This is a genomic window from Neisseria sp. HMSC31F04, assembly GCF_001807735.1.
GTDB classification, from domain to species: domain Bacteria; phylum Pseudomonadota; class Gammaproteobacteria; order Burkholderiales; family Neisseriaceae; genus Neisseria; species Neisseria elongata.
Genome location: NZ_KV790811.1, coordinates 1 through 13,836, shown reverse-complemented (window position 1 = coordinate 13,836; position 13,836 = coordinate 1). Strand labels below are relative to the sequence as shown.

Below are 13,836 nucleotides of genomic sequence, written 5' to 3'. Positions count from 1 at the left end.
CCACAAGCGGCTCTATATAGCCCGTTATGAGAAACTAAACCGACAGGGAGTCATTATGAGATTCGACAAATTAACCGCCAAATTCCAACAAGCCCTTGCAGAAGCTCAGAGTTTGGCGTTGGCTGCGGACAGCAGCTATCTGGAAGCAGGCTTTGTGCTGAAAGCCCTGCTTGACGACCAAAACAGCGGGGCCGCCGCGCTCTTGGCTCATGCGGGCGTGAACGTGCCGCAGGTGAAACAGCGTTTGCAGCAGCATTTAAACAGCCTGCCGAAAGTATCCGGCCAGGGCGGCGACATTACGCCCAGCCGCGAATTGCAGGCGGTGTTGAACCTGATGGACAAAGCCGCAACCAAACGCGGCGATGCCTATATTGCCAGCGAACTTTTCCTGCTCGCCTTGGTGCAGCAGAACGATGCGACCGGCAAAATCCTGAAAGAAGCCGGCGCGACCGAACAAAACATCAACGCCGCGATCGACGCGGTACGCGGAGGACAAAACGTGAACGATGCCAATGCCGAAGACCAACGAGATGCTCTGAAAAAATACACGCTCGACCTGACCCAGCGCGCCCGCGACGGCAAACTCGACCCTGTTATCGGCCGCGACGACGAAATCCGTCGCGCGATTCAGGTGCTGCAACGCCGCACTAAAAACAACCCCGTACTGATTGGTGAACCGGGTGTGGGTAAAACCGCCATCGTCGAAGGCTTGGCGCAACGCATCGTCAATGGCGAAGTGCCTGAATCCCTGCGCAACAAACGCCTGCTGGTTTTGGATTTGGCGGCATTGATTGCTGGCGCGAAATACCGCGGCGAATTTGAAGAACGCTTGAAAGGCGTGTTGAACGATTTGGCGAAAGACGACGGCAACACCCTGATTTTCATCGATGAAATCCATACTTTGGTCGGCGCAGGCAAAACCGACGGCGCGATGGATGCGGGCAATATGTTGAAACCGGCTTTGGCGCGCGGCGAACTGCACTGCATCGGCGCGACCACCTTGGACGAATACCGCCAATACATCGAAAAAGACGCGGCACTCGAACGCCGCTTCCAAAAAGTATTGGTCGGCGAACCCAGCGTGGAAGACACCATCGCCATCCTGCGCGGTTTGCAGGAGCGTTACGAAATCCACCACGGCATCGACATCACCGACCCCGCCATCGTTGCCGCCGCGGAATTGAGCGACCGCTACATCACCGACCGCTTCCTGCCCGACAAAGCGATTGATTTGATTGACGAAGCCGCCAGCCGCATCAAAATGGAGTTGGACAGCAAACCCGAGCAGATGGACAAACTCGACCGCCGCATCATCCAGCTCAAAATGGAAAAAATGCACGTTGCCAAAGAAAGCGACGACGCCAGCAAAAAACGTTTGGAGTTGATAGACGAAGAAATCGACGGCTTGCAAAAAGAATACGCTGATTTGGACGAAATCTGGAAAGCCGAAAAAGCCGCCTCTTCTAGCACCGCCGATATCAAGAAACAGATGGACGACATCAAAGTCAAAATCGAGCAGGCCAAACGCCAAGGCGACTTCGCCCGCGCGTCCGAACTCGAATACGGCGAGTTGCCGAAATTGGGCGCACAGTTGCAGGCGGCGGAAAGCAACACCGACGGCAAAAAGCAAAACAAACTTTTCCGCACCGAAGTCGGCGCGGACGAAGTGGCCGAAATCGTATCGCGCATGACCGGCATCCCCGTGTCCAAAATGATGGAAGGCGAACGAGACAAGCTGCTGAAAATGGAAGAAGTATTGCACCGCCGAGTGGTCGGTCAAGACGAAGCCGTGCGTGCCGTGTCCGATGCCATCCGCCGCAGCCGCTCCGGTCTTGCCGATCCGAACAAACCCTACGGCAGCTTCCTGTTCCTAGGCCCGACCGGCGTGGGTAAAACCGAGTTGTGCAAAGCTTTGGCAGGCTTCCTGTTCGACAGCGAAGACCATCTCATCCGTATCGACATGTCCGAATACATGGAGAAACACGCCGTCGCCCGCCTGATTGGCGCGCCTCCAGGCTATGTCGGCTACGAAGAAGGCGGCTACCTGACCGAACAAGTCCGCCGCAAACCGTACAGCGTGATTCTTTTGGACGAAGTGGAAAAAGCCCATCCCGACGTGTTCAACATCCTGCTGCAAGTATTGGATGACGGTCGTTTGACCGACGGACAAGGCCGTACAGTGGACTTTAGAAACACTGTTATAGTCATGACTTCCAACATCGGCAGCCAGCACATCCAACAAATGGGCACGCAGGATTACGAAGCCGTGAAAGAAGCGGTGATGGAAGAAGTGAAATCCTACTTCCGTCCCGAAATGATCAACCGTATCGACGAAGTGGTCGTGTTCCACGGACTGAATCAGGAGAATATCCGCAACATCGCGAAAATCCAGCTCAAAGGCTTGGAAAAACGCTTGGAAGCGCAGCACCTGCACCTGAAAGTGGACGATGCCGCCTTGGATTTGATTGCCAAAGCCGGTTTCGACCCCGTGTACGGCGCACGACCGCTCAAACGCGCCATCCAGTCGGAAATCGAAAACCCGCTGGCCAAAGCCCTGCTCGAAAGCAAATACGCGCCCGACAGCACGATTCATGTGAAAGAAGAGGGCGGCAAGCTGGTGTTTGCTTGATTTGAGCGTAGTGTGAAATAAGAGGCCGTCTGAAAATCCCGCAACGGGGTTTTCAGACGGCCTCTTCCCATTGCAATTAAATAATCTCGATACAAAACATTCGGCAAACGCTTTAGTCCTTCGTTATAATATACTCCGTATGCACTGTCGCATATTTTTAAAGTTAGGACAAACAAATGAAAATGAAATGGCTTGCCCTAGTAACGGCTGCCGCATTGGGTTTAACCGCTTGCGGAAACAAAGACAAACAGGCATCCGCACCGGCACCTGACGCCCCCACACAAACCGCCTCAGGCAATACGGCAGGCACTCCCGCACCTGCCGACAAACAGGCTGAAGAAGCCAAACCCGTGGTTTCTTCAGGTAATTTCCTGGCTGACGCCGCTGCCCTGCAAGCTGCAGAAGATGCGTTGAAAGCCCTGCCGCAATTCGGCGGAAAACCGGTTAACATTTTCCAAAATATCCATTTCTATGGTGGCGAGCGTCCGCGCATCATTGCGGAAATCCAAGACCCCAATAATCCGGACAATATCGACCACTATGAATTTGAAGACGGCAAATGGAGCGAACCGCAGCCGGTCCGCATTTCCGGCGGCGGCAATATGAAAGACAATGTGTTCCCGTTGGCTGAAATCAAGTTTGCCGATATTGCGAAAATCACTCAGGTTTTCAACGAAAAAGCCAAAGAAGTGAACGCGGAAGGTGCGGAGTTGGATCATGTTTACTACTCTTTGTTTGTGCCGACAGGCAAAACCAAATGGTATACCAGCAATCTCTCAACCGACCGCGCGGAATACGAGTTTGAGTTTAACAAAGACGGTTCTTTGAAAAGCTTTAAAAAACGTTAATCGTTAAGTAGTCGTGCCTTTTGAACGGCGGTGCTTATACGGTAGTGCATAGTCAAGGTTTGCCGCTCAGACAGTCAGGCTCAATTTAGAGGCCGTCTGAAAATCCTGCAACGGGGTTTTCAGACGGCCTTTGTTTATTTTTCCGCCAACAGGCTCAGGAGAAGTTTTTTTTCTGCGTCGTTGAGGCCGCCTTCGACGGTTTTTCTTTTCAGTGCTTCGAGTTGCGCATGGCGGAATTCTTTGATCAGTTTTCCCATGCCGTCTGAAAAGGCGGTTTCGTTTTCTTCACCACCGTCTTCGCCGTCATCCAAACCGCCGGCTTGATAAATCTGTTGCAAGACATTGCCGGTGTCGGTGCCGCGGAAGTGTTCCCAAATGCGCGCATGGTCGGGCGGGGTGCTGCCGGAGAGGATGAAGTCGGCGATGTTCGCCAGGCAGGCGGTATCGCCTTCGAGGACGACGTATTCGGGCAGGCGGACGTGAACCGCCCAGGCGGGATTGGACAGCAGGCTGCGGATTTGGCGTTGCGCGAGGGTCAGCATGGCCGGCTGGCGGCGGGTTTCGCGCGGCAGTTTGTAGCTTTTGGCCTGTACGCGGCGCGGCGGGGTTTCTTGCCCGAGCAGGACGGCGAGGTCTGCGGGGTCGATGCCGACGAGTTCGGCCAGCCGTTGTTTGAGCAGGAAGCCGAGGGCGGGCGCGGTAATTTGTGCCAGAAGCGGTGCGGCGGTTTTCAACAGGCGCGATTTGCCTTCCTGCGTCGCCAGGTTGAGGCCGTCTGAAAGTGCCTGCCAGAAATATTCGGACAGGGGTTTGCTCTGGTGGATGAGGGCGTCTTCAAATTGCGTTTTGCCGTGGGCGCGGATGTAGCTGTCGGGGTCGTGTTCGGGCGGCAGGAAGAGGAAATGGAGGGATTTGCCGTCTTTGAGCTGCGGCAGGGCATTTTCAAGCGCGCGCCAGGCGGCTTTCCGGCCTGCGGCATCGCCATCGAAGCAAAAATAGATTTCGTCGGACTGCCGCATCAGGATTTTGATGTGTTCGCCCGTGGTGGAAGTGCCGAGTGAGGCGACGGCGTAGGGAATGCCGAACTGCGCCAAGGCCACCACGTCCATATAGCCTTCTACGACGAGTATCCGTCCTGCATCGCGCACGGCGTTGCGGGCTTCGTAGAGGCCGTAGAGGTTGCGGCCTTTGTCGAACAGCGGGGTGTCGGGCGAATTGAGGTATTTGGGCTTGCTGTCGTCCAAAACGCGGCCGCCGAAGCCGATGACGCGCCCTTGCTGGTCGCGGATGGGAAACATGATGCGGTGGCGGAAACGGTCGTAGTATCGGTTTTGCTCTTCGTTATGGATGACCTGCCCGCATTCCATCAGGGCGTTGTTGGGATAGGGCTGGAAGACTTGCGCCAGCGGCTGCCAGCCGTCGGGTGCGTAGCCCAATCCGTAATGGCCGATGATTTCGGCATTCAGGCCGCGTCCGTCGAGGTATTGGCGTGCGGGCGGGTTGATTTGGAGCTGGTGGCGGTAAAAATCGGCGCAGGCTTGCAAGGTTTCTTCCAGCGTTTGCTGTTTTTTCTTGCGTTCGGCACGGATTTCTGGTGCTTCTATGCGCCCTTTTTCGTGCGGAACCGTCATGCCTGCGCGGTCGGCAAGGTATTGGACAGCATCGGGGAAACTCATGCCCTGCTGTTCCATCAGAAAGCCTATCGCGCTGCCGTGCGCGCCGCAGCTGAAGCAGTGGTAGAACTGTTTGCTCGGGCTGACGGAAAACGACGGCGTTTTTTCTTTGTGAAACGGGCAGCAGGCCATGTAGTTCGCACCGCTTTTCTTCAACGGCACGCGTTCGTCTATGATGTCTACAATGTCGGTTTTTGCCAGCAGGTCGTCGATAAAGTCGGAAGGAATCATGGGCGGCGGTTGCGGAGGATGAGGGAATACAAGATGCGGAACAGCAGCAGCGCGGGTATCGTCGCCGCCATATAGAGGAAGAACTTGCCGCCGCCGATACGGTCGGACACAAAAAGATAACCGAACCACATAGCGGCGGCAAAGGTGGTCAAAATCACCGTCATGGTAAAGGTTTTGTGATTCATATCGCACTTCCTCGAATTCGGGCGGCCGGAAACCGAAGCATACCGAAAAAGCCGCCGCATTGCCATTTCCGCGCTCCGAAGGCCGTCTGAAAAAACGCAGCCGCCTTTTTCAGACGGCCTTCGGCTATAATCCGCTTCTTTTTTCTATTTTTGGAACCCCGATGCACAGCCCGGCCTATCTGCAACAGCTTAACGACAAAACCGCCCTGCTCCGCCGACTGTTTTCCGGCATCCCCATGCCCGAATGGCAGATTTTCCCTTCACCCGAACAACATTACCGGATGCGTGCCGAATTCCGCATTTGGCACGAAGGCGACGGCATCAGCTACGCCATGTTCGAGCGCGGGCAAAAAGCGGGTACGGCCTCGCTGATCCGCCTTACCGATTTCCCCGCCGCATCTACCGCCATCAACCGCCTGATGCCGCTTTTACTGGCCGAACTGTCCGCCGACCCGTTGTTGAAAAACCGCCTCTACCAATGCGAATTTCTCAGCACCTTGAGCGGCGAAATGCTGGTCAGCCTGATTTACCACCGCAAACTCGACGACGGCTGGAAACACGCCGCCCTTGCCCTTCAGGAAAAACTCGGCATATTCATCATCGGCCGCAGCAAGGGGCAGAAACTGGTGCTGGCGCAGGATTTCGTTACCGAAACGCTGACGGTAAACGGCGAAACCTTCCGCTACCGCCAAACGGAAGGCGGCTTCACCCAACCGAATGCCGCAGTATGCGAAAAAATGCTGGAATGGGCATGCGATTGCGCCCAAACGCCAAACGGCGATCTGCTCGAACTCTATTGCGGCAACGGCAACTTCACCCTGCCGCTCTCCAGCCGCTTCCGCCAGGTTTTGGCCACCGAAGTTTCCAAAACCTCGGTACAGGCGGCACAATGGAACATCGCGGCAAACGACGCGGACAACATCCGCATCGCCAGACTGTCGGCAGAAGAATTCACCGAAGCGTTTAACGGCAGCCGCGAATTCCGCCGCCTGCAGGAACAGCAAATCGACTTGGCCGAATACGGCTTTTCCACCGTCTTCGTCGATCCGCCGCGCGCGGGCGTGGACGACGACACCTTAAAACTGCTGGCGCGTTTCGACCGCATCATCTACATCTCCTGCAACCCGGAAACCTTACGCGCCAATCTGGACGCGCTGCTGCAAACGCACACCGTGGAACGCGCCGCCCTATTCGACCAATTCCCGTTTACCGACCACATCGAAAGCGGGCTGCTGTTACACAAAAAGGCCGCCGTCTGAAAACGGCAAACGGCAACGCAAAAATAGGTTAAAATCCGCCGTCTGCCGTTTTTCATTTCCATCCGGAGCATTTATGAACCAATTCGAACCCTCTTCTTTCCAACCCGAACCGCCCCCCGCACCCGTGCCGCAGCAACCGCAAGGCAACCAGCCGCCGCGCCTGTTTGCCGAGCCACGCAAAGTTCCTGCCGGCGAAGGTGCGGCGTGGATAGGCGATGCCTGGCGGATTTTCAAAAAACGCCCGGGCACATGGGTATTGATGATTTTCATCATGTTTCTGATTATGTTCGTCGGATCGTTTATCCCCGGTGTCAGCATGGTCATCAACCTGTTACCGATATTCTTCACCGGCGGCTTTATGCTTTCCTGCGACGCGCTGGAGGAAGGCGGCGAACTGGAAGTCGGCTACCTCTTTTCCGGCTTCAAATACAAATTCAAAGAACTGGCCATCCTGGCCCTGCTCTATATCGCGGCAATCCTATTTATTGTGCTCATTGCCGCCATCCTGCTCGCCACCTTTGTCGGCCTCAATTTCGGCAGCGACTTCCAAGCCGCTGTGGGCGGGGATGCCTCTATGAACGACGTTCTAATGATCGTATTGCTGTTTTTAATTATGCTGCTGTTTATCATCCCCGTTCTGATGACTATTGTCTTCTCTCCCGCCCTGGTCGTCCTGCACGACGTACCGCCGTTTGAGGCAATGAAGATGAGCTTCAAAGGCTGCCTGAGGAATTTGGGGGCGTTTTTGGTCAACGGATTGGCATGGGCAGGTATCGGACTGATTTGCTTCGGCATCTTCTTTGCCATTATTGCTTTGTCCGCCGGCGTATCCAGTATGAGCAGCGGCAATATCGGCGTCGGCACCGCCATCGCCATGTTCCTGCTGTTTGTTCCGATATATTTTGTACTCGCCAGCCTGACCAACCTTTCCTATTACACCTGCTACCGCAGCATCTGGACCGATCCGCCGCTGCGCCGCAACGGCCGTTAAACCTCAATCCAGAGGCCGTCTGAAAACCGCTTGTGCGGGCTTTCAGACGGCCTTTGAACATTCATCAGCCAACAGTACGGTAAGGCAAGACGGCATATGTGATACGGCAAAGCCGCAACCCGCCGCCTTATCCCGAAAATTCATTTAACCCGCCATACGAAAAGGCCGTCTGAAAACCTGCCAAGCAGTTTTTCAGACGGCCTTTCGGCTCGTTGCGAAGTTTGATGTTTAATAACGGTCGGAAATCAAGCCGTTCTCATCCCAGAAAGTGCGGCTGATCAATTCGTCGTCCTGATAGACGGTTTCCGATTTTTTCGCGCCGTTGTCATACCATTCCAAAGTAAAGCCGCTGCGTTTTTTGTTGGCAAAATTCAGTTCGGCGGTGATGCGCCCCTGATTGTCCCAGCTGACCATTTCCACAGGCTGGTCGTTCTTCATCAGCACTTCGCTTTTCGGGCTGCCGTCGGGATACCATTGCCGCCATTTGCCTTCGGCTTTGTCGTTATGGAATTCGATTTCGCTTTCCTTGCGCCCGTTTTGGTAATAGCGGACGCCCGTCCCTTCCGTTTGGCCGTTTTTATACGGCATTACGGCGGATTTGTTGCCGTTGTTGTGCCAGTTGGTCCATTCGCCGTGCGGCTTGCCGTTTTGAAACGGGGCGGACATTTTCTGTTTGCCGTTGAAATGCCACAGGGTAAGCGTGCCGTTTTCCAATTGCGGCACGAATTGGCGGATTTGCTTCAACGGCGCGCGGTAGGGGTCGGAATATTTTTTGCGCGACGGATAATAAAAATCCTGCACTGCCGCATGATTGCCCGACGGGGTGTATTCGCGCACATAAGCGATGGCGGCCGGTTTGTCGGTCGGCCTGCCCTGCTGGTCGAAGTAGATTTTTTGCGGAGCCGCCCAGGCGGCGGAAGCATAAGCGGCAAGCATGGCCGCAAACAGGGTTTTATTCATTATTTCTGCCAATAGGTTTTGATGTTGACGAATTCATATAAACCGAATTCGGACAGTTCGCGCCCGTAGCCCGAAGCTTTTACGCCGCCGAAGGGCAGGCGCAGGTCGCTGCTGGTGTGGCGGTTGATGTATACCGCGCCGGTGTGCAGTTTTTCGGCGTAACGCCAGGCAGCCGCTTCATCCGCGCTGTAAATGCTCGCGCCCAGGCCGTAGGGGTTGTCGTTGGCCAGCTCTACCGCATGTTCGGCATCGCGGGCGCGCAGGATGGCGGCAACGGGGCCGAAAACTTCTTCGCAGTAGGCGCGGCAGGCGGGATTGACTTTGTCCAGCACGGTGGCGGGATAGAACCAACCTTGTCCGGCAGGGATTTCGCCGCCGCACAGGATTTGCGCGCCGTTTTCCGCAGCATCAAGCACTTGGGCATGGACGCGCTCGCGCAAATCGGCGCGGTGCAGCGAAGCGAGCGTGGTTTGCGCGTCGAGCGGATCGCCGGTTTGAAGTTTGGCGCATTCGTCCAGAAACAGGCGGATGAAGGGTTCGGCCACGGCTTCGGTAACGATGATGCGCTTGGCGGCATTGCACGACTGCCCCGCGTCGCGGAAACGGGAATAGCACGCGTCTTTGGCCGCCTGCCGCAAGTCGGCATCGGGCAGGACGATGAAGGCGTTGCTGCCGCCCAGTTCGAGCACGGTTTTTTTCAGACGGCCTCCCGCTTCGGCAGCCAGTATGCGGCCGGTGTCGGCCGAACCGGTAAAGGCCAGCGCATCCGTATCGGCGATTGCCTGCGGGATGTCGGCGTGCCTCAACCATGCCGGCATCAGCGGGATGTCTGCCCCGGCCAATTCAAACAGTGCGTTGCTGACGCGGGCGACGCTTGGCGCGGGTTTGACGGCACAGGCGTTGCCGGTGCACAGGGCGGGGACGGCAAAACGCAGCACCTGCCAAACAGGGTAGTTCCACGGCATGACGGCCAGCACCACGCCCAAAGGTTCGAAACGCACCTGGCTCAGGCTGGCCTGTGTGGCGATGGTTTTGTGCGCCAGCAGTTCGGGGGCGAGGCGGGTGTAGTAGCGGATGAGTTCGACCGATTTGTCGAGTTCGGCGCGGCATTCGGTCAGACAGCGGCCGACTTCTTCGCTGACCATGCGCGCCAGCCTGCCACGCTCGGCATCCAGGCATTGGGCGAAGGCGGACAGCAGCGCGGTGCGCGCGGCAACGGGCTGTGCTGAAAAATGCCGCTGCCGCTGCCGGAGCGCGCTTAAGGCCGTCTGAAATTCGGCCTGACTCTGCGGCGGGCGTTCATATAGGGTTTCGCCTGTCAGGATGTGGATGCTGCGGAACAATCTGAACTCCGTTTTTGGGGGTTGGGCGGTTTGGGTCGTCATTTGTTTTCAGACGGCCTTTTTGTTTGATGGGGAGGCCGTCTGAAAAAGCGTAATCATACGCTGTTTATGGCGGAAAGTTTATATTTTATGGTTATTTGCCTGCCTTGGGACAGGTATAAACGGAAGTGGCCGGGCAGATTGCCGCGCCCCTCGCCGCACGGCTATCCGCCAAGTTATAACCATTCTGTCTTAACATACAACCACACAGTCTTTTTATTTTCAGACGGCCTGAATTACATTGTCGGCCTGTTTTTTAACCATAACCAACCGACCATGCGCCTGTTAAAGACTCCCAGCGTACTGCCCGGCTTCAACATCAGCCTGGGGATTACCGTTCTGTGCCTGTCGCTGCTGGTGGTGCTGCCGTTTGCCATGATGGCCGTTACCGCCGCCGGCATGGGCTTTTCTTCGTTTTGGCAGACCATCGCCGAGCCGCGCGTACTGTCCGCCGTGTGGCTGACGCTGAAAATGTCGTTTTTCGCCATGCTGACCAACATCGTTTTCGGCACGCTGACGGCATGGGTGCTGGTTCGTTATGAATTTCCCGGCAGGGGTTTGGTGAACGCGCTGGTGGATTTGCCTTTCGCGTTGCCCACGGCGGTAACCGGCATCGCGCTGGCCACGCTGTACGCGCCCAACGGCTGGCTGGGGCGGTTTTTCCCGTTCAAAATCGCCTTCACGCCAACGGGCATTTGGATTGCCCTGGTGTTTGTCAGCCTGCCCTTTATCGTCCGCGCCGTGCAGCCGGTGTTGGAGGAGTTGTCGGGCGAATATGAGGAAGCGGCGGCGACTTTGGGCGCAAACCGCTTCACGACGTTCCGCCGCGTGCTGCTGCCCGAAATCGCCCCCGCCCTGCTCACGGGTGCGGGCATGATGTTCGCGCGCGCGACGGGCGAATTCGGTTCGGTCATCTTCATCGCGGGCAATGTGCCGATGGTATCCGAAATCCTGCCGCTGATTATCACCGGCAAACTGGAACAGTATGACGTGCAGGGCGCGTCTGCCGTCGCGCTGTTTATGCTGTTGATTTCCTTCTCCATCCTGTTTGCGCTCAATATCGCCCAATGGGCTTTGGGCAAACGCGCCGGAGCGAAAGCATGAAAACCAATCCGAATATTACCGAACCGCGCCCGCTGCAATGGCTGCTTATCGGCATCGCGCTGCTGTTTCTTGCCGTAATGCTGGTCATCCCGCTGGCGGCCGTGTTTGCCGAAGCCTTGAAGGGCGGCTGGCGGCTGTATCTGGCTTCGCTTTCCGACCCCGAAGCCTTGTCGGCAATCAAATTAACCCTGATAACCGCCGCGATTGTCGTCCCCGTCAATGCGGTTTTGGGCGTGGCGATGGCATGGCTGCTAACTCGTTTCGACTTCCGCGGCAAACAGTTGCTGACCACCTTGCTCGATTTGCCATTTTCCGTATCACCCGTGGTGGCCGGTTTGATGTTCGTCTTATTGTTCGGCGCACACACGGCGTTGGGCGGCTGGCTGGAAGCGCACGGCATCCAAATTATTTTCGCCGTTCCGGGCATTATTCTGGCAACGCTGTTCGTTACCTTCCCCTTTGTCGCGCGCGAAATCATCCCGCTGATGCAGGCGCAGGGCGACAGCGAAGAACAGGCCGCGCTGATTTTGGGCGCGAACGGCTGGCAGATGTTTTGGCGCGTTACCCTGCCCAACATCAAATGGGCGCTGCTCTACGGCGTGATTCTCACCAACGCCCGCGCGATGGGCGAGTTCGGCGCGGTCAGCGTGGTATCGGGACACATACGCGGCGAAACCAACACCATCCCGCTTTTGGTCGAAATCTTCTACAACGAATACAACTTTGTCGGCGCGTTCGCCCTATCCAGCATTCTGGCCCTGCTGGCCATCGCCACGCTGGCGATACAGGACATCCTTACCAAAATCCAACGGAAAAAACACCGCGCCGCCGAAAGGGAAGCAGCATGAGCATCACCATCGAAAATCTGAACAAGCACTTCGGCGCGTTCCACGCCCTGAAAAACATTAACCTGACCGCGCCGACCGGCAAGCTCACTTCGCTGCTCGGCCCTTCGGGCTGCGGCAAAACCACACTGCTGCGGATTATCGCCGGATTGGAAAAGGCCGACGGCGGCAAAATCCTGTTTGACGGACAGGACGTTACCGCCAAACACGTCCGCGAACGCAAAGTCGGCTTCGTTTTCCAGCATTACGCCCTATTCCGCCACATGAATATTTTCGACAACGTGGCTTTCGGACTGACCGTACTGCCGCGCAGTCAAAGGCCGTCTGAAAAACAAATCCGCAGCAAGGTCGAAGAACTGCTGAAACTGGTACAACTTCCCCACTTGGCCAAATCCTATCCGCACCAGCTTTCGGGCGGCCAACGCCAACGCATCGCCCTCGCCCGCGCCCTTGCGGTCGAACCCAAACTGCTGCTTTTGGACGAACCCTTCGGCGCACTCGATGCCAAAGTCCGCAAAGAATTGCGTACCTGGCTGCGCGACATCCACCATGAATTGGGCATCACCAGCATTTTGGTCACGCACGACCAGGAAGAAGCCTTGGAAGTCTCCGACCAAATCGTCGTCATGAACCACGGCAAAATCGAACAGGTCGGCAACGCAGCTACACTCTACCGCCAGCCGAACAACGCTTTCGTAACCGAATTCTTAGGCAACACCGATGCCTTTGAAGGCTGCATCGAAAAAGGCGAATGGCGTTATGGCGAATTTGCCTGGCCTTTGAATCGACAATACCGCTGGCAGGAGCAGCACGCGGTCGGCTACATCCGCCCGCACGAATGGGAAACCAACGCCCAAAACCCCATGCTGGCGGGCACAATCGCCAACATCCACGTTTCCGGCGCGCTCACCCACCTGACACTTACCCTGCCAGAAGGCCGTCAGGTTCATGTCGATTTCGCCACATCGGAAACAGGCCGTCTGAACCTTCATATCGGCTGTGAACTCAAACTCTCCCCCCGGCAAGTGTATGTTTTCGGTCAAAGCGAACTGATTGATTACGCAATCTAGGAATTGGATGCAAAAAGGCCGTCTGAAACACAAGGTAGGTAAGGTTCCTGCCCCTTTCCTTTTCAGACGGCCTGATTGACAATCAGCCAGGCAGCCGCTTTATCCCGAAACAACAAATAGATGGAAACAACCAATTTAAACGAATGCTACATTTACTTCGCACTGACAGGAAACGGCTTCAATCCCGATAAAATCAGTACCACCCTCAACCTAAAGGCCACTAAAATCGTGCGTGAGGGCAGCCGCATTCCGGGAAAAATACCGGTATGCTCAAGCTGGAAATACGGCACACCCCTCTTAAGGAATGGCGATGTTTTCCGTTTGGGAGAAATTGCAGAAGAACTCATCATTCCTTTATTGCCATTACAGGAAAAAATAACAGAACTGATTAAAATCCATAACCTGTCGGCAATTTTCATGGTTGTCCTAACCATCAGCACCGATGAACAAGATTCCACCCCTGCCCTATGTTTTTCACCCACCGTTATCGAGTTTTGCCATTCGGTCGGCGCAAGCATCGAATTGGATTTATACCGCAGTTAGCCCGAAAACAAATATTGCATACCGACGAGCCGCACTTCATCGCAAATAGCTGCTTTTTCAAAGTAATATACGGCTTCTTTCCTACACTGAGACCTTTGCAAAATCCCCCCAAAATC

The 13,836-nt window shown here is 55.8% G+C and carries 12 protein-coding genes; 8 read left to right on the top strand and 4 right to left on the bottom strand.

Features of this window, described 5'->3' with window-relative positions; translation table 11 throughout:
- Positions 1-55: 55 nt before the first annotated feature.
- A complete protein-coding gene (clpB, locus tag HMPREF3107_RS07320; protein ID WP_070454657.1) occupies positions 56-2,629 on the top strand; it encodes an ATP-dependent chaperone ClpB in 2,574 nt (857 codons plus the stop codon).
- A 176-nt stretch (positions 2,630-2,805) separates the two neighbouring features.
- Complete coding sequence (locus HMPREF3107_RS07315) at positions 2,806-3,477, top strand: hypothetical protein (protein ID WP_070454654.1); 672 nt, start codon at positions 2,806-2,808, stop codon at positions 3,475-3,477.
- A 134-nt stretch (positions 3,478-3,611) separates the two neighbouring features.
- Here the strand turns inward: HMPREF3107_RS07315 and dnaG are convergent, their stop codons facing one another.
- Both dnaG and HMPREF3107_RS07305 read right to left on the bottom strand, forming a co-directional pair.
- Positions 3,612-5,381, bottom strand: coding sequence for a DNA primase (dnaG, locus tag HMPREF3107_RS07310; protein WP_070454652.1), 1,770 nt, complete (start codon positions 5,379-5,381; stop codon positions 3,612-3,614).
- Complete coding sequence (locus tag HMPREF3107_RS07305) at positions 5,378-5,566, bottom strand: hypothetical protein (RefSeq protein ID WP_070454650.1); 189 nt, start codon at positions 5,564-5,566, stop codon at positions 5,378-5,380. The genes dnaG and HMPREF3107_RS07305 overlap by 4 nt, the downstream gene beginning before the upstream one ends.
- Before the next feature lie 161 nt (positions 5,567-5,727).
- Between HMPREF3107_RS07305 and trmA the strand changes: the two genes are divergently transcribed.
- Positions 5,728-6,825, top strand: a complete 1,098-nt coding sequence (gene trmA / locus HMPREF3107_RS07300; protein WP_070454693.1) for a tRNA (uridine(54)-C5)-methyltransferase TrmA — start codon at positions 5,728-5,730, stop codon at positions 6,823-6,825.
- Between the two features lie 73 nt (positions 6,826-6,898).
- The gene (locus HMPREF3107_RS07295; protein WP_070454648.1) at positions 6,899-7,816 is read left to right on the top strand and encodes a BPSS1780 family membrane protein; all 918 of its coding nucleotides are present in this window, start codon (positions 6,899-6,901) and stop codon (positions 7,814-7,816) included.
- A 228-nt stretch (positions 7,817-8,044) separates the two neighbouring features.
- On the opposite strand, the gene HMPREF3107_RS07290 is transcribed toward HMPREF3107_RS07295, so the two are convergent.
- Complete coding sequence (locus tag HMPREF3107_RS07290) at positions 8,045-8,776, bottom strand: toxin-antitoxin system YwqK family antitoxin (RefSeq protein WP_003772315.1); 732 nt, start codon at positions 8,774-8,776, stop codon at positions 8,045-8,047.
- Positions 8,776-10,161, bottom strand: coding sequence for an aldehyde dehydrogenase family protein (locus HMPREF3107_RS07285; RefSeq protein WP_371327479.1), 1,386 nt, complete (start codon positions 10,159-10,161; stop codon positions 8,776-8,778). Before HMPREF3107_RS07285 ends, HMPREF3107_RS07290 begins: the two co-directional genes overlap by 1 nt.
- Positions 10,162-10,434: 273 nt before the next feature.
- Between HMPREF3107_RS07285 and cysT the strand changes: the two genes are divergently transcribed.
- The 4 genes from cysT to HMPREF3107_RS07265 all read left to right on the top strand — a co-directional run bounded on the left by cysT (position 10,435) and on the right by HMPREF3107_RS07265 (position 13,720).
- Positions 10,435-11,262, top strand: coding sequence for a sulfate ABC transporter permease subunit CysT (gene cysT, locus HMPREF3107_RS07280; protein WP_070454691.1), 828 nt, complete (start codon positions 10,435-10,437; stop codon positions 11,260-11,262).
- The gene (gene cysW / locus HMPREF3107_RS07275; protein WP_070454642.1) at positions 11,259-12,110 is read left to right on the top strand and encodes a sulfate ABC transporter permease subunit CysW; all 852 of its coding nucleotides are present in this window, start codon (positions 11,259-11,261) and stop codon (positions 12,108-12,110) included. Before cysT ends, cysW begins: the two co-directional genes overlap by 4 nt.
- A complete protein-coding gene (locus HMPREF3107_RS07270) occupies positions 12,107-13,177 on the top strand; it encodes a sulfate/molybdate ABC transporter ATP-binding protein (RefSeq protein WP_070454640.1) in 1,071 nt (356 codons plus the stop codon). Before cysW ends, HMPREF3107_RS07270 begins: the two co-directional genes overlap by 4 nt.
- 120 nt (positions 13,178-13,297) lie before the next feature.
- Complete coding sequence (locus tag HMPREF3107_RS07265) at positions 13,298-13,720, top strand: DUF4279 domain-containing protein (protein WP_070454638.1); 423 nt, start codon at positions 13,298-13,300, stop codon at positions 13,718-13,720.
- Positions 13,721-13,836: the final 116 nt, after the last annotated feature.